Consider the following 25,078-nt stretch of genomic DNA (forward strand, 5'->3'; position numbering starts at 1 on the left):
TCTGTGTTAAGTTACTGTTGCCCCCGGGGCCTCTAAAAGCCGGCTGCCCCGGCTGCTTCCGTTTAGAGGAGGCAACCGGGGCAGCTGTTTAGAAGCGGTAGGTAAGGCCGAGGGTGGAATAGCTCCCGCGCCGGTAGCTGGCGAAGGATGCTTGTTTTTCTATCCCGTTTATCCGGCCGTTGCGGTCCAGGTCGTAGTACATCCGGGTTTGTTGGTTGAGCAGGTTCTGGATGCCCGCCCGCAGCTCCAGGTGCGAGCCGATGCCTTTGGTCACCGACATGTCGATGATGTGGCGGGGCAGATCAAACACCGAGTAGTTCAGGTTCCGGTCGCCCACAAACGCAATGCGCGGCCCGATTACGTTGTACTGCACCGACACCTGCCATTTGCCTTCGTCGTCCTGGTAGAAGGTGCCCAGGTTTACCACGTAAGGCGACTGCCCCTGCAGCGGGCGGTCTTCCAGCGCGAAATCCTTGTTGTCAGCCAGCGTGGTATCGAGCTGTACGCGGCTCTTGATCAGCGAGGCATTCATCACAAACGAGAGACGCTGCAGGTACTTGTTTTCCGACAGATCCAGCAGCGACTTGCGCAGCTCAATCTCGGCACCCACATCGTAGGCGCGGGTGGCATTCTGGTAGGTCAGCAGCAGGTCAGTGCCGGTCGTCGAGCGGGTTACCTGCTCGATGGCATCCAGGAAGCGCTTGCCAAACACACCCACCGAAATCATCTCCGAGCGGCTGGGGTAGAATTCGTAGCGCAGGTCGGCGTTGTAAATCTTAGCCGTGCGCAGGTCTTTGTTGCCCTGGATGAAGAAGTTGTTGCTGACGTCGTAGTAGGTGTAGTTGGCAATTTCGCGGAACTCCGGACGGTTCACCGAAATGCTGGCCCCGGCCCGCAGCAGGCTGCGGTCGTTGAAGTTGAACGTGGTATTGAGCGAGGGCAGCACGAACGTGCGAATCTCCTCGTAGCTGTCGCCGCCACCCGGCTGCAGGCGCCGGCGGTTGTACTCCACCCGCACACCACCCGTCACGTTGAAGCGGTCCGTGAGTGGCGCCACGGCTCCCACGTAGCCCGCCACCAGCCGGTTGTTGCCGGTGTAGCGGTCCTGTGGCTGCGTAGCTTCGCGCAGCACAAAGCCCCCGTTGGCATTAATGTTCTGCGGGCTGAAGATGGTCGTCAGTGGCAACTCTTCCAGCGAGGAGTCGAAGTTGCGCGACCGGTCGTAGTTGAAGTAGCGGCTGTCGTAGCGGCGCTCCTTTTCCTCCATGTAGTAGCCCACGCGCAGCTTGTACTGGTTGGCGCTCAGCGTATCGCGGCCGTTGATGCGGTGCTCATACTGCGCGCTCGTCATGTAGGTATTCTCCTTCATGGTGGAGTAGAAGCGCGAGCTGGTAGTAGGGTCGCGGTTCACGACCACCCTGTACGGGGCCGGATTCGCATCGCCAGGGCGGTTGGCATCCAGCTCCCGCTCCTGAATGTTCTGGCGGTAGTCTGGCTCGTTGCGGTTCACGTAGTTGTAGCCGGCCGCCCAGATGAGGGTGCCCGCGCCGGTAGCGCCTAGCGTGTGCGTGCCGCCCAGCTGCCCCGAGTAGATGGAGCGGCTCTGGTAGTGCAGCGCGTAGTTGTTGCGCTCCAGCAGCGGGTCCGAAATAACCCCGCGGCGGTTTATCACCTCATCGGTGCCGTATTGGTTGAAGAAGTTGCGCAGCTCCAGCTTGTGGTTGTTGTTGAGCCGGACCTGGTAGTTGTGGATGATGCCCAGGCGTGCGGCCGATACGCTGCGCGTGTCCACATAGTCGAAGAACTTTCCGGGCAGCACGTCCGGAGCCGCAGGATTGTAGGCCGTGAAGCGCTGACGGGTGGCATTGTATTGCTCCTGCGTGTTGGAGTACGATACCGACGTCACGTTGCTCACGTACACGCTGCCAATCTCAAACTTGCGGTTCACCCCCAGCGACACCCGCAGGTCGGGCCGCGACGTCACGAGGCGCGGTACAAACTCGTTGCGCAGGTCGTTGCGTAGCGCCGAAGTCTGCTCGTTGTTGCTGGGTACTGCCGACTGCAGACCACTCAGCACGCCGGGCATGCTGCGCTGCCCATTATCGGTGCCCAGGAAGTCGGTGCCGCTGTGGTTGCTCTGCAGGAAGCCACCTTGAAACGTGTTGGTGCTGCGGGCCCAGCTGGAAACCGTGAGGCTGGTGGAATTTTCCAGTACGGCATTCTTGGTGTACACCTTCACCACGCCGCCCCCGAATTCGCCCGGCAGCTCCGGCGAGCCGGACTTGAAGATCAGCACCCGGTCAATCACCGAGCTGGGCAGGATGTCAAACGAGAACGAACGAGTGTCGACCTCGGCCGAAGGCGTGAGGGCGTCGTTGAGCAGTACTGTGTTGTAGCGCTCGGCCAGGCCCCGGATAACGATGAAGTTATTGCTCTGCACCGTCACGCCCGGAATGCGTTTTACCACTTCAGCCGCGTCGCGGTCCAGGGTCTTCACAATCTGGTCGTTGCTCATGCCGCTCACCACCACCTCGCTTTTCTTGAGGTCCTGGATCATGGCTACCTCGGTGCCAGTCTGCTTCTGGCCGGTTACGGTTACCTCGCCCAGAGCCGTGGCGTTTTCTTCCATGGCGCCGTTGAGCGTGGTGGGCTGGCCGGCCCGTACTACCACCGCCGGAAACGTCAGCGGCTTATAGCCGATATAGGTCATGGTGATGTTGTAGGTACCGGCATCCAGCTTCAGCTCGTAATGGCCCTCCACATCTACCGGTGCGGCCTGCGTAGTGCCCGTCACGAGCACCGTGGCCCCGATGACGCCTTCGCCGGTCTTTTTATCGGTGACTTTGCCAACCAGGGACCCTTGCTGCGCCAGCGCCAGGGTGCTGAACAACAAGCTGAAAATCAGTACTAAAAAACGGGGCATACAGGTAGTTTTCGTTTGCACTGCAAAGCTACCGGGGGCCTGTTATGCTAATATTGCGTGGGCGTTATGCTTATGTTATGTGAAAGGTAAGTATCTCACATTCTGAAACAAACCGCTACTTTTGCGGCCGTTTTACCCCGTTCGTCTATGCTCCAGTCCATGACCGGCTACGGCGTCGCGCACCGCGACACCGACCGCTACTCCGCCACCGTCGAAGTTAAATCACTGAATTCCAAGTCACTGGATCTGACGCTGCGGTTGCCGCGCTTTCTCCAGGAAAAGGAGCTGGAAATCCGGAACCTGGTAGCCAAGAGCCTGGTGCGCGGAAAAGTGAACCTGAATTTCGATTTTTTGCGGGTGCGCGCCGCCGGTACGCAGAGTGCCGTCGTGAACCAGGCCGTGCTACAGCTGGCTTATGAGGAGCTCACGCAGCTGAGCGCCCGCACCGGCGCTTCGCTGGAGCAGCTCACGGCCATTGCCAAGGCGCTGCCTGGCGCCCTACGCATGCCAACGGAAGCAGCCGCAGCCCCCACCGAGGAGGAAGACGAAGTGACGTGGGACGAGCTGCAGCCGCTGGTGCTGGAAGCGTTGGAGCGCGCCAACGAGTTCCGCCGCGCCGAAGGCCAGACACTCACCACCGAAATCCTGAGCTACCTCGACAGCATCCGCATCCAGCTGGCCGAGATTGAGCGCCACGACCCGCACCGCGTGGAGCAGGTACGCGAGCGGCTCCGCTCCCACCTCGCCGACCTGGCCACCAGCGAGCAGTTCAACGCCTCGCGCTTTGAGCAGGAGCTGATTTACTATATCGAGAAGCTGGATATCGCCGAGGAAAAAGTGCGGTTGGTCAGCCATCTGCACTACTTCACCGAAACGGTCTATCTGCCGGAGCCCACCGGCAAGAAATTAGCGTTTATTTCGCAGGAAATCGGACGGGAAATCAACACCATCGGTTCCAAGGCCAATGACTTTATCGTACAACATTTGGTTGTGGGAATGAAGGAGGAGCTGGAGAAGATCAAGGAGCAAATCAACAACATTCTGTAGGCGGGCGCTACCGGCGTGGCCTGATTGTTTTGAACTTTGGCAATAAAATCCTGCATAGGACAATTGCTATAAACAACTGATATTTTCAGGCGGTCTGAATTTATTTTTTCTCGTTTTCACACTGCCTTTTACCTCAATAATTACCCTGATTAGCCCATAGCGGCCCTTTTAGCCAAACTGTGTTAATCCGGGATAATTATTTTCTCACAAATCATTTGCTTGTCAGGGTTTCCTGCGTAAATTGTGTTATCCGAACAGACTACCTGATGATCAGTCTGTCGTAAAAACCCTAAGTTGATTTTCATCTTTTTTCAGCCCCATGTATATGAAAAAAGTAATACTCTTGCCTGTTTCTCTGTGCCTGATGCTGCTGCTGACGGCCTTTCGCCCCTTTGCTGAGGTTGAACTGATTAAGAAGCGCGTGCTGAGCGAGCGGGTCGAAATCCTGATTCCGAAAGGATTTGAGGTGATGAGCGAGCAGCAGATGGACTTTAACTACGCTAAAGCCCAGAGCCGCCCGAGCGTTATCTACACCAACAGCAAGGAAGCCAGCATCTCCTTCACCTACACCGACAATACTGCCGATCAGGACATGATTGACATGTATGCCGACAACTTCTACAAGACCTACTCCAAGCAGTTCAAGGAGGCCAAGTGGTTTGCCAACGGCGTGAAAGAAGTAAGCGGCCGCAAAGTGGGCTACCTCGAGCTGATGAAGCCTGAGCTGGGCCACGAGGTATATCAGCTGATCTTCTTCACCGACGTGGAAGGCAAGCTGCTCATGTGCACCTTCACCTGCGCCGACCGTCAGAAGCCGGAGTGGGAAACGGTAGCCAAGCAGATTATGAGCTCGTTCAAAACGAACGGCTAAGCCCTCACTGCTTTCCAGCAGCTGAAACTCCTGCAACCAATGGCCCGGCGCCAATGGTTGCAGGAGTTTTCTTTTGTGGCCTGTTGAGTGTGGAAAACTAACTACAGTGGCGGACTGCAGCTGCCAATAGCTACTGCGCAGATCTGCCGCCCAGCTCATCCAGAAACTCACGGAGCAGTCCGAAGAGGTTGGGGAAGGCGGTGAGCGGCAGAGTGGCGGCCTGGTCCTGCACGTCGTGGTAGGCGGTGGGGCCGCCGCGGGTGTAGAGGAAGAAGGCGGGAACGCCGCGCTCGGAGAAGGGGAAGTGGTCGGAGTTAGCGGCCGGGCCGCGGGCAGCCAGCGCGGGCAGGGCCTGGCGGCGGGCGTTGAGAACCTGCAGCCGGGCAAACGGCGTGGGCAGGGTGCGGCCATTCACTACGGTAGCGCCCTCCGAGCCGGTGCCCACCAGATCGAGGTTCAGCAGAAAGCGGATGCGGGCCAGCGGTACCAGCGGATGCTCCACGAAATAGCGCGAGCCCAGCAGCCCGGCCTCCTCGGCCCCGAAGGCCAGAAACACCACCGAATAGGCCGGCCGGTTTTCGGGGCGGCTGTAGTGGGCGGCCAGCTCCAGGAGCATAGCCGTGCCGCTGGCGTTGTCGTTGGCGCCCGGGAAATAGGTGCGGGCGCCCATGCGGCCCAGGTGGTCGTAGTGCGCCGTAACAACCAGAAACGAGTCGGGCTGCAGGCGGCCGGGCACGAAGCCCACGATGTTCTGGGTGGGATACTGTGGCTTGAGCTCGGCATCTACGCGCGCCTCCACCGTCGCGGCAAGGCTGCCAGGTCCTCGATATTCCGCTTGGCGCCACACTGAATCCAGCACCTGCAGCCGCATCTGCGGGGCCTGCTCGTCAGCCAATGATGCCGTGAGCTTCGGGACCAGGGTCAGACGCAGGGCAGCAGAATCGAGGTGCTGGCGGAGAGGCTGGGGCAGCTGGGGCAGGCGGCGCTCGTCGGCGGCGCGCAGCACGTAGCCACCTGAGTACCAGCGGCGGCGCAGGAGTTGCTGTTGGGCGGCGGTATCCGTGAAAACCAGGGTATCGAGGCGGACGATGGGTACGGTGGAGAAAGGGCCGCCCACGTGCCCGCTGCCGGAATTGGGGGCGGCAATAAACTCTGTACCGGCGCGCAACGGCCGCGAATGGCCGAGCACCGGAAAGCGCAGCATGCCCAGACTCAACTCCAGCTTCAGCGCCCCCGGAAACGTGTTAATATCGAGGGTGAAGGGTTGCGTGTAGTCGGGGGCCAGCGGCTGCAGACCCAACTCCCGGAAACGCCGGCGCAGGTAGTCGGCGGCCTTCTGCTCGCCCTGGCTCACGTAGCCGCGGCCATGCATGGCGGGGGCCGTCAGGGTTTCGATGGTGCGCCGCACGCGGGGCATGTCCTGCGCCACGGCCGTTCCTGAAGACAGCGCCAGCACGAGGCCTGCCAGCGCCATATTGCGACGGTTCTTCGGAGAGTAGGTCATCAGCCAAACAGAAGAAAGGGCGGGCTACTGCCACCAGCGGCGGATGGCGTAGGCCAGCCCCAGGCCCAGGGCCGCTCCCAGCGCGTCGCTGATGGCGTCGGACCACTCGCCGTGGCGGCCCAGGGCCATGGTCATCTGCAGCAGCTCAATCAGCAGGCCAAAGGCCACGCAGCCCAGCAGCACTACCGTATAGGCATGCCGCCGCAGCGCCGGCCACCGGGTCTGGCGCCGCGCCGAAAACACCACCAGCGCCGCCAGCACCACGAATACGCCCGCGTGAGCCGCCGTATCGAAGGATATCAGCTCCCAGGGCGGTACCACCGGCATGTCGGCGGAGGGTGTGAGGGTGAGCACCAACACCAGCGCCGCCCAGGCCAGCGGCAGGCCCACAAGGGGCCGGCGGCGAGGCCTGGGCGGCGCGGATTGTTGGGTCAGACCGGGAAGGCTAGGCACCTACCAGCTCGCCATATACTTCGGCCGACAGCAGCGCGTCCAGTTCCGAAGGGTTGGCAATTGACATTTTAACCATCCAGCCGTCGCCGTAAGGGTCGGAGTTGACGGTTTCGGGGCTGCCGTCGAGCTGGCTGTTGATTTCCAGTACGGTGCCGGTGATGGGGCTGAACAGGTCGGAAACGGTTTTCACGGCTTCCACGGTGCCGAAGACCTCGTTCTGGGCAACTTCCTTGTCGAGCGTATCGATGTCAACATACACGATGTCGCCGAGCTCTTTCTGGGCGTGGTCGGTGATGCCGATGTAGGCAACGTCGCCTTCCACACGAATCCATTCGTGCTCTTTCGTGTACTTCAGGTCAGCGGGCAGATTCATAACAGTGCGGGGGTTGGGAAGAAGAGGAAGAAGCCGGGCAGCGCCGCGGCTGCTCAAAAGTAGCAGTTTAATGGCTGAATTGTTTAATGGCTGAATGGCTAGTCGTTCAGGAGTTTTTTGAACAACCAACCATTCAGCCATTAAACAATTCAACCATTTATACTACTGCGACAGGCTGTAGCGAAGCTGCAGGCCGCCCTCGGTGGTGGAGTTCTTGAACGAGTTCTGCACTTGCGGGTCCGTGACGGTGCGGGCGAAGAAGAACTGCAGGTTCAGGCGCTGGTTGAGCACGTAGTCGATGGTGGGGCGCAGCTGCATCTGGCGGGTGCCGTTGGTGGTGAGGCCGCGGGACCGGCCCACGGAGGGCGCAGTGCCGGTGGGGTTGTCGGGGTCCACCACGTCTTCGATGCTGCGCTGAATGGTGGTGTTGTCGCGGATACTCAGGTCGAGGCGGGCGGTCAGCTCGTTGCGCAGGATGCGCTGCTCGCCGCCGACGCGGAAGGGCAGCTTGAAGCGGTTGGTGGCGTAGCCGAAGCCAATCACCAGCTCCTGGGTGTGCAGCTCCGTGACCTGGGCGTTGGTGGTGTTGAGGCCGATGGCCCGCTCGGTGCGCAGCTCCACGCGGCCCGTAATCTTCTCCAGCGTCTGGAAGTTCACGCCAATCAGCGGCGAGAGGCGCTCCGCAATGCTCACCTGCCCGATGATGTAGTACGGAATGTACTGACCCGAGGCGTTGGTGATGGTGCTCAGACCCTCCGGCTCGGCAGCGTAGCCCGAAGCTGTGGTGTAGCCGGCCACCGTGTACACCGACGAGTAGGCGTGAGTAAGCGAGATGGAGCGGAAGTAGCGCTTCACGAAGGGCAGCTCGGCCAGACCGTTGTAATCGACGCGCCAGTTGGGGATGGGCAGCAGCTCGAACGGCTTGAACTTCTCGGCCTTGTAGCCATCCGACGACTTGCCGCGGTAGGCATCCAGGAAGGCCGGAATCAGCACGTCCTGCGAGTTGTAGCCGTATGTGCCCGTGCCGGTAGTGTTGGCCGTGGCCAGCCGCTGCTGCACAATACCCCGGTTGTTCACAAACCGGTCGAACGCCTTGGAATCCTCGCCCTCATTGAACCGGTCGCCGAACAGGGTGCGGATGCTGATGAAAGAGGTGCTGAACGTGCCAGAGCCCAGATTCTGACGCGGGGCCAGGTTGCCGGTGGGCTGCAGCGTGATTTCGTCGATTTCGTTGCGGTAAAACACCTCGCGGTTGCGGGCCAGCTGGCGGCGGCCCTCCAGCTGAATATTGAAGTCGCGGAAGGGCTCCAGCGAGGTGCGCAAGATCAGGTTTTCGGTGAGCAGCGAGCTAATGGGCGTGTTCAGGAACTGGCTCTGGTCGGTGTACCAGCCGCGGCTGGCGGCCCGCTCGTACAGGGCATCCAGGTCGTACTGCTTGCCCAGCAGGAAGGGCACGCCCGGCGCGTCGAAGTCGGAGTTCATGCCGAAGAAGCGGGTGCGCGGCAGGTAGCCGGGCAGCAGCGTGCCGTTGGAGCGGGTGTAGGTGAAGTTCAGCGAGCGGGCCGTCATCAGGGACCGAAGCACGGCCTTGAGGAAGCGCAGCTCGGGGCCTTTAGCCGTGTCGGCTGGGGCCTCGGTCTGGGCGGCGGTGGCGGCGCGGTCGAGGGCCGTGGGCAGACCGGGGCGGCGCTTGCCGGGGCTGGCGTCGTTGGCGCCGGGGGCCGGGGCGTTGTTGATGATGTTGAGGAAGCGCACCTTGTTGTAGAGCTTCACCAGATCAATCTTGCCGTTGGCGCTCAGCTCGCCGTTGTTCTGGATGGTGTTGCCTAGGTCAAGCTTGGCGGTGGTGGTGTCGGTGGGATCGGGCGAGCCGTTGGGCAGGAACCGCACCGGGGCCGGGGCCCGCAGCGCCGTGGAAGCCGCCTGCCAAGTGTAGTTGGCGGCGTAGCGCGCATCCGCCGACAGCCAGTCGGTGAGCGGGAACTTGTCGAGGGGCAGGCGGTAGGTCAGGGCCACCGTCTGGTTGAAGTTGGTGGTGCGGCCGCCGCGGCGGAACAGGTTTTCGCGCAGCTGCCGGCGGTTCTCCTGGGCCTCCGGCGAGTCCCCGATGGTGCGGCCCTGGCCTTCGTCAATCACCGCGCGGTTGTTGGCGGTGTAGTCGATGGTCAGCGCCTTGGTGAGGGCCCACTGCAGGTCGTAGATCCGGTTGAAGTAGAACGACTTCTGGAACACGCCCGGAATGCCATTGGTGGTAGGCAGCGTGCCCGGCTCCAGCACGCGCTGCAGAAACCGCTCGTTGTAGCGCCGGTCGATGTCGGCCCGGAACGAGAAGCGGGTGGGCAGCGGCGTGAAGTTCACGTCCTGGAAAATCTTCAGGTACGGGTTGTCTAAGGCCTTAATCTTGGCCAGCGGGGTGTAGGTTTTGGGCGTGAGCTGGTAGAGGTAGGCCAGCGCGCCGGTGTAGGTGCGGGTGTAGTCCCGGTCGGTGCGGATGTCGGTGTGGGTACGCTCGGTGATGGAGTAGCTGGCCGCGAAGTTCTCGATGTCGTAGGGCATCGGCTTCTTCTCGGGGTTGGTGCGCTCCTTGCGCACGTTCAGCACCGAAATGCTGCGGCTGGTGGTCTGGTCGATGACTTCCTTGCGGTACTCGGCCTGCTTCTCCGTATCAATGGAGTTGTCGGGATTCCTGAATTTGTTCAACGACTGTTCCAGGCGGGTATCGGGGTCGAGCGGGTCGTACTCGGGGGCGCGGGTTTCATTGCCGGCCTGCACCAGCACTGGAATCCGCAGGCCCAGCTTTTCGGGGAACAGCTTGTCGGCGGCCACCGTGGCATTCACGTCGCCGCGGGTGATGCTTTCCAGGGAGCGTTGCTGCAGCTTGTCCTGCAGGCCGCCAAAGCCCACCGAGGTGTAGCTGCCGGTGGCCGTGATGTTGGCCAAGTCGGCGAGCTTGGTGTTGAAGCGGGCGGTGGCGGCCCAGCCGTTCTGCTTGTCGAAGTCGAACACCCGAAACTCATCGGCCCAGAGGCAGAAGGATTTGGTGTTGCCGTCGTTAGTGGGGTTGAACAGGCCGATCATGGCACCCTGCACCGAACTCAGGTCGGGGTTGCCATACACGGTAATACTGGTGCCGTTGGCGAAGGTTTTGGTGTAGGGGCCGGTGTAGCTGGCCGTGCCTTGATTTACGGCCAAGTTGCGCTCAGCCTTCACATCAATGAAAGTCTGCAGTGAGAGCTGGATTTCGTTGGCTGCGGGCCAGATTTCGGCCTGGGTAGTAGCGGTGCGCGGCGTAATCTGCAGCGGCAGGCGATACTCGTAGTAGTTCTGGTTGTAGTCGGTGCCGAGGCGCACGAAGGCCTGCACCTGGCCGTCGCGCACGGTGGCATCGTCGCTTTCAGCGTGCAGGAACAGCCGCAGCTGCTTGTAGCGCAGCAGGCTTAGGTTGATGTTTTTGTAGGCGGCCTGCCCGAAACCGTCGCGGAGCTGGTCTACGCACAGGCGCAGGCTCTGCTCGTTCTGCTGGCGGTTCACGGTGCCGGAGCCATACTCCTTGTCGCGCTGAATGTTGGGCGGCAGCACGTACGGAATGGCCCCCTTTGAGCCGTCCACTGCCGGGCCGTTTTCCTCCAGGCTCACGGTGCTGATGTTGAACGAGCGGGCGGCGTCGCCGCAGTTCAGGCAGGGCTGGCTGGTTTCCGAAATCGGCTGCAGGTAGCGGCGCCACTGGTTGGCAATGAACTGGGGCTGCACCATACGCAGCACCACCGGCTGCTGCCAGTTCGTGAGGTACATGCGCAGGAAGCGGATACTCTTGAACCCGAACGGCTGCCCGTCGGCGCTGCGCACGGCGCTGTACTGGCGGATCGGAATGCGGAACTGGTACCAGTTCACCGCGTCGCCGTTCACCTGCTTGGTGATGCGGTCCACCACGTAGTTGTTGCCCACGGCAATGTCGCCGGGGTTGGCGCCCAATTCCAGCTGGTACTCGTAGTAGCGCTCGGTTTCCGAGATGACGTTGTCGCGGTTCAGGTCTTCCTTGTCGGGGAAAGCCGTGGACGAAAGCTGACTGTTTTCCTGCGAGTTGCCTTCCAGGCCGTTATACTGCTTATAGCGGCCCAGCAGCTTCACGTCGTTCTGGTCGTAGAATGGGTCGAGGTGGTGGCGGAAGTTGTCGCCGGAGGGGTCGGCGTAAGCTTTGTTGAAGAAGGCCGTTTCCTCGGTGTCGGTCAGGCCGTCGAGGCCCACGTCCTGGCGGGCGCGGCCGCCGGGGGCGTTGCTGAAGGCGTCGGTCAGGAACTGCTGGCGCGTTACGCGGCCCCAGGCAGTCGGGCGCGTGTCTGTCGCCACGTTGGCATCCTCAGTGGGCAGGCCGTTCTCGAACTCGTACTGGTTGTTGTCGCGTAGTACGTCCTCGCTCACGTTGCCGAGGTTGATGACCAGGCGTCCGCCGGTGGTGTTATTGACGGGCGGGTTTTCGCTGTCGTTGATTACCCCTCGCTCCCCCCGAATAAATGGGTCCATCAGCCAGAACTCCAGGTACTCCACGTTGGCGTTGTCGAAGTCGGTGTCGAAGGTGATTTCGCGCGAAATGGCGCCGAAGGTCTGCGGTGCCAGGCCAGCTGGCAGGGTTTTGCCGTCGGCCCCAATGGCGGGGTTGTAGTTATATGGGCCACGCTCCGAAGGATAGTAGGCCATGTCCAGCGAGTACTCGAAGCCGTTGCCAGTGGTGCCCAGGTCGCGGTTCGGGAAGATTTCGTTGCGCGTGATACCGCGGGTATAGTGGTTCCGCAACTCGGCCGCTCCAATGTTGCTTGGCTTGCTGGGGCCGTCGGTGTAGTAGGTCTGGTCGATGGAGTACCAGGCCAGCTTGGCGCGGCGGTAGGCCGAGGTGATGTCGTTGGCGTCGAAGTTGGGGAAGGTGCGGGGCGTGGAGCCCAGGCGCCAGGCCACCGCCGAGTTCAGGCCGCCTAAGGTGTAGGGCGTGCGCGCATTCTCGAAGTCGTCGAGGTAGCTCACGCCGTTCTCGCCGTTGCCCAGCTGCGACTTGCCCGGCAGCAGCTGCGCAAACTCGCCACTAAAGGCCACCGACGACGGCTCCTTGGTGGAGATGAACGGCAGCATGTCCAGGTACTTGGTGAGGGCGCGCGAGTCGCGGCGCATGTTCACGTCGAAGCCGTAGATGGTGTTGTTGCCCGGCTCGTCGCCGATGTTCACGCGGTTGATGCCCGGCGCCTGGTTTTCGCGCAGGTGCAGCACCGTGGCCCCAAAGTTCACGTCTTGGTTGAGGCGGTAGTCGAAGCGGGCCCCGAGCAGGCGGCGCGGTTGCACCTGCACCAGCGCATTCTTCTCAAACTCCACCCGCAGCTCGTTTGCCGAGTTGAGGTAGGCCGGGTTCAGGATTTTCACCTTGGCCTGGTCGTAGAACACCTGGTAGTCGCGGCCTTCTTCCAGCAGCACCGAGCCGGCGCGCACCCGCACCGAGCCCACCGCAATGCCCAAGCCGGGCAGCGTAATCTCGTCGGTGGCGGTGGCTTGGAACCGGCCGCGCAGCACAAACTTGTCTTTCTCGGTCACCTGCTGGGCGTCGCTCTGCACCTGGTTGTAGAGGGCGTCGTAGACGTACTTGCGGGCCAACAGCCGCTCGTTGGCGGGGTCCGAGCCGGGCGTCACGCCCAGCGTATCAAACTGGCTGCGCAGGTAGTTGCCGAAGGGCTCCACCACCGGAAATATCACCTTGCCCAGCTCCGGGTCGATGGTGATGCCGGGGAAGAAGTCGAAGTTGCCGTCGGCGTTCTGGTCGTTGTTGGGGTTGACGTTGTCGAGGTTGAGCACCTCAATCAGCGGACGGTTCTGAATGCGGGCGCCTTCCTTCAGCGAAATCAAGTCCACACCCGTCACGTCGTCCTTGTAGATGATCTGGAGCTGGAAATTGTCCCGGTTGAGCTGCGAGGCGTTCAGCGGGTACACGTTCTTCATCATCAGGTCCCAGGTCGGCAGGTTCCGGGTGAGCAGGTTGGTGTTCTGCGGGTTCTGGCTGGGGTCGGCGAGGCCCACGGCGGGGTTGGTGGCCTTCAGCAGCTTCAGAAACACCACTTCGTCCTGGCTGCGGTTGCCGTAGTCGTTCACCACCTCCCCTACTTTGTAGGTGCGGCCGTTGTAGAGGTACTCGTAGCTGACGCCCAGTACCTGCTCGGGCAGCAGCTGGGTGTTGAGGCTCAGGTAGCCCAGCTGGGCATTGAAGGTGTACTCGCGCGGGTCGAGCTTGCGGGCCCGCACGTGCTCGAAGTCCACGTTTTTCACCAGCGGCTGGCCGGCCACGTTGCCACCGCTCAGGTAGTTGTCCACGGTCAGCTCGCCGCGGGCCTGGGCGTTGGGGGTCAGCAGCTGCTGGAGCTGGTTGTTGGTGTTGTTGGCGGCGGCGGTGGGCAGGGTGCCGGGCAGCAGCAGCGGGCTGCGGTACACGCGGCTGGCTTCGCCCAGGTCCATGAGCGGCACCACGTTGCGCAGGTTGTCGCTCTGGCGGTTGTCGTTGGTGACCCACACTTCTAGGTAGCGGATTTCGATGCCGCTCTGCACGGTGGGCAGGTTGCGCAGGGCCAGGTTGTACCGGTCGCGGAAGAACTGGCTCAGGAAGAAGTGCCGGTCTTTTTCGTACTGGCTGGCCTTAATTTCAAACTGCCGGCTCTGGCCGCCATTCTGCACGCGCACTTCGTCGGCCTGGCCGCGCAGGGTGCTGGCCACGGCCGTCACGCTCATGCGCCCAAACTGCAGCTGGGTTTTAACCCCGAACAGGTTCTGCCCGCCCACAATCAGCGAGTTGTTGAGCGGCAAACTCACGTTGCCGAGGTCCACCTTCCGGATGATGTCGGTGTCGAAGCCCGTGTAGTCGAGCTTCATATTGTTCTCGAAGTCGAAGGCGGCCTTGGTGTCGTAGTTGAAGTTCAGGCGCAGCTTCTCCCCGATCTGGCCCGTCAGGTTGAGGTTCATGTTCTGGTCGAACTGAAACTCGCCGATGCGCTGCTGCCGGAGCGTGAGCGTGGGGTTCTGGTTGCGGTTGAAACGCGCGCCCATCCGGATGGTCACGGCGCCGGCCGGCCGGATATCCACGTAGGAGCCACCGAAGATGCGGTCGGCCATGGGACCGAGGTAGATCTTGGGAATCAGGCGGCGCGAGGCGGCCGAGCCGGAGTCGCCAACGACGCCGCCCGCCGAACGATTTCGGAAATAGTCTCGTACAGCCTGTTGTTGTTGCCAGCGCGAGTACTCTTTGAAGGTAAGGCGGCTGGGGTCGCGGAAGTCCACGTCCTCTCCTATCCGTTCCTCCACATCAAAATACTGCAGGCTGTCGTCGGGCGTGATGACCTGCTGCACGTTGCCGGGCAGGGGCAGCACCAGCGGCGAGCGGCGGCGTTGCGGCGAAAACGGCGTGCCCACCCTATCGGAGGGGGCCACGCGGGGCCGGCGGCTGGAACGGTAGCGGCTGGTGTCGGGCAGGGCCGTGCGCGGCGTATCGGGCCCGGGCATCAGCCAGGGCCGGGCTACGTTGGTTTCAGGGAGCCACGACCAGAGCTGGCGCAGCGAAAAAGCGGCCGACCCGGCAGTTTCGGCCTGCGACCACCAAGCACCCAGCAACGACGCAAAAACAACAGCAACGGAGGCAGTGAGGGACTTCTTACCGGAGTTCAAGTGCTACAAATAAAAAAGGATGCAGGTGGCGCTTAGTCGTGAGTATCGAGTAGTAAGTATGGAGTAGCTAGTGCAGGCAGAGCAGACTGCCCGCCGGGCTCACTACTTCCCACTCCACACCGACTACTCTATACTCACTACTATCTACTCAATACTTAATTGGACTTAAGAGCAAACTTAATCAATTCCTCCACGCTCAGATCGTTGCCGTAGCGCTTCTGGATCTGGTCGAGGTTTTTCTCGGCGGCAGCCCGGGCGAAGCCCAGGGTCACTAAAGCCGACAACGCCTCACTGCGGCTGGTATTGTGTGCGCGGGCCAGCGGTACGGTATCCACGCCGGCTTTGGCCAGCAGTTCGTCTTTGCGCAGCTTGTCGCGCAGCTCCAGAATCACGCGCTGCGCCGTTTTGGGGCCCACGCCCTTGATGCTCTGGATGGCGCGCACGTCCTCGTTCACGATGGCTTGGCGGATTTCGCCCACGCTCATGCTGCTCACCATCACGATGCCCGTGCCCGGCCCGATGCCTGACACCGAAATCAGCTGCATAAACAGCGCCTTCTCGCTGGGGTCGAGGAAGCCGTAGAGTGTGTGGGCGTCTTCCTTGATGTGCTGGAAGGTGTAAAGCTTGGCCTTGTCGCCCTCGGCGGGCAGCTTGCTGAACGTGCTGAGCGAAATCCGCACTTCGTAGCCAATGCCGCTCACGTCGAGAATGGCCTGAGCGTGGTCTTTATAAGCGAGCTTTCCTTCGATGTAGGCAATCATATGTGGAGCGTAGAAGCGGAGAAACTTAAGTGGTAGGGCAACACCAGCGGCCGGGTTTTCTATCCCGCAACCGGTGGCATTATTGGCGGAATAAATTACGCCTTGCGACGCCCTGCAGGAAGGGGAAAAACTGGCGGCAAGTGCGAAGCCCGGCAGGACAAAAGAACGTCATGCCGGCTCGCTCTGGCAAGTTCAGCATGACGTTCTACAGACCTTAAGCAATCTGTTGCTATTCTTTTACTTATCTGGCTTCAGCACGCCAACGGCCCGGCTACAAACCGCGGTTGGTCTGGCTTTGCTGGGCGTCGACGACGGCAATGGAGGCCATGTTCACGATTTCGCGTACCGACGCACCCAGCTGCAAAATGTGCACCGGCTTGCGCATGCCCATCAGCACCGGCCCGATTACCTCGGCGCCCCCGATTTCCTGGAGCACTTTGTAGGCAATGTTGCCGCTAATCACGTTCGGGAAGATGAGCGTGTTGGCGCCGCCTTTGGCTGCCAGCTCCGAGAACGGGTACTGCTCGCGCAACAGGTCGGGGTTGAGGGCCGTGTTGGCCTGCATCTCGCCGTCCAGAATCAGCTCGGGGTAGCGCTTTTTGGCCAGCTCGGTGGCGCGCCGGGCCTTGTCGGGCAGCTCGCCGGGGTTGGAGCCGAAGTTGGAGTAGCTGATAACCGCCACCCGCGGCTCGGCGTCGAAGAAGCGCACGGCCTCGGCCGTGAGGCCGATGATGTCCACCATTTCCTCGGCCGTGGGGTCGATGTTGACGGTGGTATCGGCGAAGAAGAACGGGCCTTTGCGGTGCTGGATGATGTACATGGAGGCCACGCGCTTTACGCCTTCCTCCACCCCAATCACCTGCAGCGAAGGCACAATGCTCTTGCCGTAGTCTTTGGTGAGGCCGGTAATGAAGGCGTCGGCCTCGCCGGTTTCCAGCATCATCGAGCCGTAGTAGTTCCGCTCGCGCAGCAGGCGGCGGCCTTCGTAGAGCGTGATGCCCCGGCGCTGCCGCTTCTGGTAAAGCAGGTTGGCATACTCCTCACGCTTGGCGTCTTCCTCCAAAATGTCGATAATCTGGCAGCCGTGCAGGTCGAGGTTGTTAGCCTGAGCAATGGTTTCCAGCTTTTTGCGGTTGCCGAGCAGGACGGGCACCGCAATGCCCTCATCAAACAGAATCTGGGCCGCTTTGAGGATTTTGTAGTTGTCGGCTTCGGCAAACACCACGCGCTTGGGGTTTGCACGGGCCGCCGACGTGATGCGGTTCATCAGCTTCTGGTTCACGCCGAGGCGGCCGCGCAGCTCGTCTTCGTAGGCGGTCCAGTCCTCGATGTTGCGGCGGGCCGAGCCGCTTTCCATGGCGGCGCGGGCCACAGCCGGGCTTACCGTCGTGATGAGGCGCGGGTCGAGGGGCTTGGGGATGAGGTAGGTGCGGCCGAACGCCAGCGTGTTGTCGCCGTAGGCGCGGTTCACCATATCCGGCACGGGCTCCTTGGCCAGGTCGGAGAGGGCGCGCACGGCGGCCAGCTTCATGGCCTCGTTGATTTCGGTGGCCCGCACGTCCAGCGCCCCGCGGAAGATGTAGGGGAAGCCGAGTACGTTGTTGACCTGGTTGGGATGGTCGGAGCGGCCGGTGGCCATAATCAGGTCGGGGCGGGTAGCCAGGGCCAGCTCGTAGGCAATTTCGGGCGTGGGGTTAGCCAGCGCAAACACGATGGGGTTGTCGGCCATCTTCAGCAGCAGCTCGGCGGGCAGCACGTTGGCCGCCGAAAGGCCCAGGAACACGTCGGCACCTTCCATGGCCTCGGCCAGCGTGCTGACGGGCCGCTGGGTAGCGAAGTGCATCTGCAGCGGGGCCAGGTCGGTGCGGCTGGCATTGATGACGCCGTCTTTGTCAAACACCACCACGTTTTCCAGCCGCAGGCCCAGCGCCAGGTACAGGCGCAGGCAGCTGATGGCCGCCGCGCCCGCGCCGCTCACCACCAGCTTGATGTCCTCGATGCGCTTGCCCACCACTTCCAGGCCGTTGAGCAGCGCCGCCGACGAAATGATGGCCGTGCCGTGCTGGTCGTCGTGCATGAGCGGTATGTTCATCTTGTCGCGCAGCTCCGTTTCGATGCGGAAGCACTCCGGGGCCTTGATGTCCTCCAGGTTGATGCCGCCGAACGTGGGCTCCAAGGCCTTCACGATGCGGATGAACTCGTCGGGGTCGGTGGCGTCGATTTCGATGTCGAAGCAGTCGATGCCCGCGAATTTCTTGAACAGTACGCCCTTGCCCTCCATCACCGGCTTGCTGGCCGCCGGCCCGATATTGCCGAGGCCCAGCACGGCCGTACCGTTGCTGATAACGGCCACCAGGTTGCCTTTGGCGGTGTATTTATAGACGTCGTCGGGGTTGGCGGCAATGGCCAAGCAGGGCTCGGCTACGCCCGGCGAGTAGGCCAGCGCCAGGTCCAGCTGGGTGCTGACGGGCTTGGTGGGCACTACCTCAATCTTGCCGGCGGGGCTTTGGGAATGGTAGTCGAGAGCGTCCTGCTTGTTGATTTTGAGCATGAGTCGGATTCCAGGGTGAAACGCCGCCGCCGAAGCCGCAGCATAGGCAAGTTGGGGCCAAATCCGCCGGAATCAAAGTTTACACAGCTCGTCTGTCGTTGCGGCGCTGGAGGAATCTAGGTAAACTGGTTTGCGCACCTGTTCCTCGAATTCCTCCAGCGCCGCAATCAACGCTTACCGCAGCGGCACTTCCGTGAAGGTACCATAGACGCGCAAATCGCCGGAGCGGCGGTTATCGACGCCAGTGGTCAGGAACGTGAACGGGTCTTTGCTGTCGGCCGCTTCCACGGTGTAGCTGCCGCTGATGAGCTGGCGGTTTGCATCGTAGCTGCTGATGATAAAGGAGCCCGTGAGGCGGTGCGTGTTGCCGGTTACCAGATTGCCGATGGCGGCACTGCTGGGGGTAGGCCGCAGGTAGCGGACCTGTACGTCGCCCGCGCCGGGGTCGGGCTGCGAGGCCAGCGCGTAGGTACCGGCCAAGCCAGACTTCTGGCGGCTTTTGGCAATCGTGAATTCAATCTGGTCGACGGGGTTTGCCTGGCTGTTGCTAAAGGTCACCACGAGCCGGTCGGCAAGCTGCTGGCCGCTGGGCTTGTCGGCGAGGTGGTTGATGCCGCGCGTTTCGTCGGGATTGGTGTAATGAAACGTCATGTTGAGGGTGGCCGCCTGCGCCGGCGCGGCGGGCTGGGGCTGGTCGTCCTGGTCTTTGTGGCAGGCAACGGTAAAGAGCGTAGCAGAAGTAAGGAGCGTAAGAAGAAAGCGCTTCGTCAGCATAACCGGGCGCATAAATGGATGTGGCTGGCCGGATTCCAAGAGTTGTGCCAGACTTTGCGAAAATAGTTCCGAAGTGCAACGTTTTTTTCAGTTGGTGTACTCAGCGGACCTGAAATGACATTGCTGTTCGCACCACTCCGTTGGTTATTTTGCCTGCATGGAACCAACGCACACCTTTCAGGCGCAGCTGGAGCCCGGCGGCCCCAGCTTCATGCCCACCCAGATAGTGGTAGTGCCGCCGCTGATGCTGGAGGCGCTGGGTGGCAAGGCCACGAAGCGCGTGACGGGCACCGTGAATGGCCACGCCGTGCGGCTGGCGCTGCTCCCGCTGCCTGGCGGCGGCCGCTACCTGATGCTCAGCAAAGACCTGTGTCGCGCCGCTGGCATCCAACTGGGCCAGCATCTCACGCTCAGCCTCGCCCCCGACCCGCAACCCGACTACGTGGAGCTGCCCGCCGAACTGGCCGAAGCCCTAGAAGCCTGGCCCGAAGCGGAAGCCAGCTTCGCCAGGCACTCGGGCAGCATGCGCCGCGCCATGGCCCGCCACGTAGCCAGCGCCAAGCAGGCCGAAACCCGCGCCCGGCGCGCCGTGGAGCTCACCGAGCGGCTGGCCCTGAACGGGCACCCGTTCCGGAAGTAACGCTTCTGCCTTCTTATCGGGCCGAAACCGTGAGCGAGGCACTGCCCAGCGCTGGCTGGCCAGTGGCGCTGATTCCTTCGGCGCTGACGCGGAACGTGCCGCCCTGGTCGGCGGTGTAGAAGGTGAAGCGCGCTGTGCCCGAGGCCGGTACCTGCAGGCGCGGCAGCCAGTATAAGGCAGTAGCACGCGGGTCGGGCAGGGCAGCGCTCGGTGCCTTCTCGTAGCGGGGTGCGTAGAACTCGCGGGCCCGATAGTAGGCTGGCAGCTGGCGCACTGCCACGCCGGCAGCAGGCTCCTTGCTGTAGTCGTAGTTGAAGTTGCCGCGCTTGGTGAATACGGCAATAACTCCTCCTGCTGCCCGGCTACCATAAATGGCTGCCGAGGCTCCTTTCAGCACTTCAATGCGCTCTACCGTGACGGGGGCAACCCCCATCAGGCCTTCCGCATCAGAAATCGGCATACCATCAAGCAGATAGAGCGGCTGGCTGCTGCCAGCGATACTGGAAGCCCCCCGGATCAGAACATTGTAAGACGAGTTGGAGCGGGTTATCTGCAAGCCGGATACACGACCCTGTAATAGTTGGAAGATGTCGGAAAAAGATGCAGTCGATGGAATATCACTCAGCTTCAGCACGTAGTCAGCGTTATTGTGCAGTGAAAAGACAGACTGTTCCGGCGGGGTAGCGCGGCTCTTCACCGTGACGTTGCGTAACAGAATGCTACGGGTGGAATCGGGCAGGTACTGCCGCTCCAGAACCTGCTGGCGGCGGCTACGCTGGCTGTAGGCAGCCAGCTCGGGCGCGGCGGCAGGCAATACCTGCAACGGCAGCGGCAACGGTGTGGCGGGCAGCGGCCACAGCTCATCAAGTTGAATCAGCACATCGGTGCTACCTTTCTCGGTGCGGGCCTGCAGGAGCACCTTGGCGGAGTCCTGCCCGGAAAATCCCTGGTACAGAAACCGGCCTGCATCATTGGCCTGACTGACATTAACGCTTTTGTTGGCCTGCTGATACAGAGTCAGGGTGCCATTGGGTATGGGCTTGCCGTTGGTGCGTACCAACCGGCCGCCCAGCGTCAGGGTTTGTTCGGGCAGAAAGCGGTAGGCGGCTGCCGGCGACGCATCAGAGGCCAGCAGCTCACGCCATACAAAGCGGCTCCAGCCCTGCGTGAGCAGCAGGTGGTCGAGGGCAAGCCGCGTTTCGGGCGTGGGGTTGCGGAAGTAGTAGCCGGGATTTTCCACGTAGCCTTTAAGCTCCGAAGTCAGCAACAGGTGCGACTCAATGGTGCCAGTGGCAGGCAGACCGGCCTCATTTGCCACGGCCACCGATAGTTCGGCGCCAGTGGGCAGGCCGGCGGCATTATGTACTTCTACCTCCAGCGTCACAGCCTCACGTGCGCCATAGCGGGGCCGGTCAGGGCGCACAGTTACGCGCAGGGCATTCGGATCAGGCACAAAGGCCAGCCGCTCAGCACGGGCAATCTGCTGCTCATCAAACAACGTGAGGTGCAGTACGCCAGCCGGCAGCTTGTCCTTAGACAAGGTGGCCGAAAATATTTCGTCGCCATTAATCTGGCCCTGGCCGGCATATACCAGTACCCCACGCACGTGGGCCAGCAGCCGTAGCGCCTGGGTCCTGGCTGCCGCCCCAGCCGCCGCCCGATGCCGGATCAACACCCGTAGGGTATTGCCGATTTCACGTACGTTCATCACCCAGCCAGCGGGTTGCACTGCTGGCAGCGGATAGTCTGCCGCAGTGCCAGTAGGCAGCAACACACGGGCATGGTAGCGGCGGCAAGCAGTAGGACTGAAGCTAAAAGCACTCATCCCCAGTGCCGATGTGCTGAAGCTGCCCTGGACCTGGTTCTGGTCGTCGAGGATTTCGCCCCTCACGGCCAGGCCGGCACCGGTGGCATCCACTGCCTTTACTCCAACCACTGTGGATAGGCCCGCCACGTAATCGCCACCTTCCGGGAAAAACTGCACGTCGGGCCGAGACGAAGCCACCGGGCGAGCCACACCACGCCGGGCAGGCACCGCTGTGCCAGCTGAAGCACTGGCCGCGTCAGGTGCGGCTGGTGCTGTCTGCCACACGGGCACGCGGCGCGAGAAAAACAGCTGCTCACCAGCGTTGCGCATCCAATGGGTGTAGGCACGCACCGTGTAGACACCTTGCGCCAGGGTATCGGGCAGAGCCAGGTCGCCGTGCGCAAGGCCGCCGCGCAACGCCAACGTGCGGCGCAACAGCACCCGCCGCCCTGAAGGGCTCACCACATCCACATACAGCACCCGGCTCAACGAGTCAAGCTGATGTGAGTTGGCATTGGCCACATACGCCTTGAACCACACGGTTTCACCGGCCACGTAAGCCGCCTGGTTGAGATGCAGGTAACTGATTTCGGGTTGTGCTTCGGTGTAGAAGTCTTTAAGTCGAGTAGCTAAACGCTGTATGGCCGGATCAGGATTCTGGAAAGCCGTGAAAGCGGCAAGCGCCCCCAATGACAAGCAGGCGACCGGAAGCAGGCGAGAAGAGAAGGACGGCATAGTGGTATAGTTATAAAGAATACTCTTTAACAACGAAGAAACTCTGAAATCCCTGCACTATAATCTGGCCGAAGTGATGCAATTAAGCACAAGAAAGCAGACAATTCTATGAAAGCGCTCTGTGTTACAACCGAATACTGAACGCCAGTGGAAGTAGTCTCCACAGCCCGGCGCCAACGGCCGGGCGCATGTATGAGGCGAGGCACCCAGCAGCTACCGGTCGGCCACCACCAGCACGGCGCTGCCCGTCACCGGCTGGCCAGTGGCTCCGATGCCTTCCACCCGCACGCGGAACGTGCCGGGCTCGTCGGCGGTGTAGAACGTGAAGCGGGCCGGGCCGGAAGCGGGCACTGGCAGGCGCGGCAGCCAGTGCAGCGTGGTCGCCCGCGGGTCAGGGCGGTTGGCGGCCGGGGACTTCTCGTAGCCGGGCGCGTAGAACTCGCGGGGCCGGTAGTAGGCCGGCAGCTGATACACCACCACGCTTTGGTTGCTTTTTTCCTGGCTGTAGTCGTAGTCGGGGTTGCCGTGCTTGGTGAATACGGCAATCACGCCTCCCATTCCACGCATCCCGTAGATGGCTGCTGAAGGACCTTTCAGCACTTCGATCCGTTCGACCATCGACGGCGGAATACCCTGCAGGCTTTGCGTATTGGGTAGCTGAATACCATCGAGCAGCAGCAATGGTCCACCTCCACCAGTTAAGGTGGAAATGCCCCGGATCCGCACTCGCACGGCATTAGCGCTATCGCTACGGAATATATCCATCCCTGATACCCGCCCCTGCAGCAGCTGAAAAATGTCGGTGGCATTGTCGGCAGCCGGAATGTCGCGCGTACGCAGCACGACATCAGCGCTCAGATGGATCGAGCGGGGGTCGTGCCGGGGTGGAGTGGGGCGGCTGCCTTTCACAGTCACGTTACGCAGCACAATGCTGCGGCTGGAATCAGGGCGGTACTGCTGCTCCAGCACCTGCTGGCGGCGGCTGCGCTGGGCATACACAGCTACCTCGGCGGGTGGGGCAGCGGCCGAGGCCAGCAGCGGCAGCGGCGTGGGTTTGGCCGGCAGCGGCCACAGCTTGTCCAGCTTCACCATTACATTAGACCCACCCTTTTCGGTGCGGGCCTGCACCAGCACCCGGCTGGAATCCTGGCCCGAAAAGCCGGTAAACGTAAACCGGCCGGTGGCATCGGTCTGCCCGACGGTTACGCCTTTGCTGGCTCCCTGGAATAGCGTAAGGGCACCATTGGGCACGGGCTTTTCATTGAGGCGCATCAGCTGGCCACTCACCGTCAGGGTCTGCTCGGGCAGAAACTGGTAGGCGGCGGCCGGCGAAACATCGGAGGCCAACAGCCTCCCCCATACAAAGCGGCTCCAGCCCTGCGTGAGCAGCAGGTGGTCGAGGGCCCGCCGCGTTTCGGGCGTAGGCTGGCGGAAGTAGTAGCCGGGATTTTCCAAGTAGCCTTTCAGCTCCGAGGTCAGCAGCAAATGTGACTCTACATCGACATCAGTGGTGCCGGTGGCCGGTAGGCCCTCCGCCACCGACGCCACCGACGCCGACAGCTCGGCGGTCACGGGCTGGCCGGCGGCCGTGCGCACGTCCACCGTCATCGACACCACTTCGCGCAGGCCGTAGGTGGTTTTTTCGGGCTGCAGACGCAGGCGCAGCGGCGCCGGATCAGGCACAAACGCCAGGCGCTCGGCCCGGGCAATCTGCTGGTCGTCGAAGAGGGTGAAGTGCACGATGCCGGCCGGCAAGTCCGCTTTGGGCACGGTGGCCATAAAGGTTTCCGACCCCTGAATCTGGCCGGCACCGGTGTACACCACGGCGCCGCGCACATGTCCCAATAGCCGGAGCTTCGTTGGCGCCTGCATGGCTCCTTGTGGTGGCTGGTAGCGGATAAAAACCTGCAGATCGGGCCCGGCGTCGCGCACGTTCAGCACCCAGCCGTCGGGCCGCACGGCCGGCAGCGGGTAGTCGGCCGTAGTGCCCGCCGGCAGTACTACGCGGGCAAAATAACGGCGCCCTGCAACGGGCGTAAACGATACGCCTGTCATCCCCAGCGCAGAAGTACTGAATGTAGCATGCGGCTGATTCTGGTCGTCGAGAATGGTGCCGCGCACGGCTAGCCCAGTGCCAGTAGCATCCAACGCCTTCACGCCTACTATCGTGGCCAGCCCGGCCACGTAGTCGCCGCCTTCTGGGAAAAACTGTACATCGGGACGGGCGGCAGTGGTAGATTCCCGGCGGTTAGCACTCATTTCCTTGGCCATCAACCTGCTGCTGGCCCGTGATGAAGACACAGCCTGCCACACCGGTACCCGCCGCGAGAAAAACAATTCTTCGCCGCTGTTGCGCATCCAGTTGGTGTAAGCCCGCAGCGTGTAGATACCCTGGGGCAGGGAGTCAGGCAGCATAATGTCGCCGTGGGCCAGTCCCCCGCGCAAGGGCAGCATGCGGCGCAACGCCACCTGTTTCCCCGAGGGACTTATCATATCCACATAAAGCACCCGGCTCAGCGAATCGGGTTGATGCGTGCTGCCATCCACGACATACGCCTTGAACCACACGGTTTCACCGGCCACATACGCCGCCTGGTTAAGGTGCAGATAGCTGATTTCGGGGTTCCCCTCAGCATAGTAGGCCTGCAGGCGGGTCGCCAGGCGCTGCATCACCGGATCGGCTTCCTGAAAAGCTGTAAAAGCAGCAAGCGCCCCCAATGACAAGCAGGCGACCGGAAGCAGGCGAGGTAAGGATAACGGCATAGACGAGTTGGATTAGACGACCCAATTTGCGGAGGATGTAGCGCGGCTGGCCTAGCCTCTAAAACTTGGGTTAAACAGGATAAAAAACGGTCGATAAATTCTAAAACATCCTCAGCAATAATTCCGCCTAAGTGTCTGGCAGCCGGCACCAAGATTCCGGCATTAATTCTAATCTTCTCTTTTACAAACA

Annotated in this window: 13 protein-coding genes; 3 read left to right on the forward strand and 10 right to left on the reverse strand. The window is 61.8% G+C overall.

Features of this window, described 5'->3' with window-relative positions:
* Positions 1-88: 88 nt before the first annotated feature.
* Positions 89-2,923 carry a TonB-dependent receptor gene (locus O9Z63_RS14980; protein ID WP_270126080.1) on the reverse strand — a complete coding sequence of 945 codons (2,835 nt, stop codon included), beginning with the start codon at positions 2,921-2,923 and terminating at the stop codon, positions 89-91.
* A 147-nt stretch (positions 2,924-3,070) separates the two neighbouring features.
* Between O9Z63_RS14980 and O9Z63_RS14985 the strand changes: the two genes are divergently transcribed.
* Together O9Z63_RS14985 and O9Z63_RS14990 are read left to right on the forward strand one after the other, a co-directional pair.
* Positions 3,071-3,970, forward strand: coding sequence for a YicC/YloC family endoribonuclease (locus tag O9Z63_RS14985; RefSeq protein WP_270126081.1), 900 nt, complete (start codon positions 3,071-3,073; stop codon positions 3,968-3,970).
* A 325-nt stretch (positions 3,971-4,295) separates the two neighbouring features.
* Complete coding sequence (locus tag O9Z63_RS14990; protein ID WP_156109206.1) at positions 4,296-4,841, forward strand: DcrB-related protein; 546 nt, start codon at positions 4,296-4,298, stop codon at positions 4,839-4,841.
* A 130-nt stretch (positions 4,842-4,971) separates the two neighbouring features.
* Here the strand turns inward: O9Z63_RS14990 and O9Z63_RS14995 are convergent, their stop codons facing one another.
* The 7 genes from O9Z63_RS14995 to O9Z63_RS15025 form a co-directional block, all read right to left on the reverse strand.
* Positions 4,972-6,345 carry a M28 family metallopeptidase gene (locus tag O9Z63_RS14995; protein ID WP_270126083.1) on the reverse strand — a complete coding sequence of 458 codons (1,374 nt, stop codon included), beginning with the start codon at positions 6,343-6,345 and terminating at the stop codon, positions 4,972-4,974.
* Positions 6,346-6,369: 24 nt separating this feature from the next.
* Positions 6,370-6,798: a VanZ family protein gene (locus O9Z63_RS15000; protein WP_270126084.1), complete on the reverse strand. Its 429-nt coding sequence runs from the start codon at positions 6,796-6,798 to the stop codon at positions 6,370-6,372.
* Complete coding sequence (gcvH, locus tag O9Z63_RS15005) at positions 6,791-7,171, reverse strand: glycine cleavage system protein GcvH (protein ID WP_269558813.1); 381 nt, start codon at positions 7,169-7,171, stop codon at positions 6,791-6,793. Before gcvH ends, O9Z63_RS15000 begins: the two co-directional genes overlap by 8 nt.
* Before the next feature lie 162 nt (positions 7,172-7,333).
* On the reverse strand, positions 7,334-14,857 hold the full coding sequence (sov, locus tag O9Z63_RS15010; RefSeq protein WP_270126087.1) for a T9SS outer membrane translocon Sov/SprA: 7,524 nt from the start codon (positions 14,855-14,857) through the stop codon (positions 7,334-7,336).
* A gap of 155 nt (positions 14,858-15,012) precedes the next feature.
* Positions 15,013-15,618: a Holliday junction branch migration protein RuvA gene (gene ruvA, locus O9Z63_RS15015; RefSeq protein ID WP_044015781.1), complete on the reverse strand. Its 606-nt coding sequence runs from the start codon at positions 15,616-15,618 to the stop codon at positions 15,013-15,015.
* Positions 15,619-15,889: 271 nt separating this feature from the next.
* Positions 15,890-18,169 (reverse strand): NADP-dependent malic enzyme, encoded by a 2,280-nt coding sequence (locus O9Z63_RS15020; protein WP_270126090.1) that lies wholly within the window; start codon positions 18,167-18,169, stop codon positions 15,890-15,892.
* 174 nt (positions 18,170-18,343) lie between these two features.
* Positions 18,344-18,943, reverse strand: coding sequence for a hypothetical protein (locus tag O9Z63_RS15025; protein ID WP_270126092.1), 600 nt, complete (start codon positions 18,941-18,943; stop codon positions 18,344-18,346).
* Positions 18,944-19,100: 157 nt separating this feature from the next.
* On the opposite strand from O9Z63_RS15025, the gene O9Z63_RS15030 reads away from it, so the two are divergent.
* Positions 19,101-19,583: a YdeI/OmpD-associated family protein gene (locus tag O9Z63_RS15030; RefSeq protein WP_270126094.1), complete on the forward strand. Its 483-nt coding sequence runs from the start codon at positions 19,101-19,103 to the stop codon at positions 19,581-19,583.
* Positions 19,584-19,596: 13 nt separating this feature from the next.
* On the opposite strand, the gene O9Z63_RS15035 is transcribed toward O9Z63_RS15030, so the two are convergent.
* Both O9Z63_RS15035 and O9Z63_RS15040 read right to left on the reverse strand, forming a co-directional pair.
* Complete coding sequence (locus O9Z63_RS15035) at positions 19,597-22,125, reverse strand: TonB-dependent receptor plug domain-containing protein (protein WP_270126095.1); 2,529 nt, start codon at positions 22,123-22,125, stop codon at positions 19,597-19,599.
* Positions 22,126-22,338: 213 nt separating this feature from the next.
* Positions 22,339-24,888: a TonB-dependent receptor plug domain-containing protein gene (locus O9Z63_RS15040; RefSeq protein ID WP_270126096.1), complete on the reverse strand. Its 2,550-nt coding sequence runs from the start codon at positions 24,886-24,888 to the stop codon at positions 22,339-22,341.
* Positions 24,889-25,078 lie beyond the last annotated feature (190 nt).

This window comes from Hymenobacter yonginensis (assembly GCF_027625995.1).
GTDB lineage: Bacteria > Bacteroidota > Bacteroidia > Cytophagales > Hymenobacteraceae > Hymenobacter > Hymenobacter yonginensis.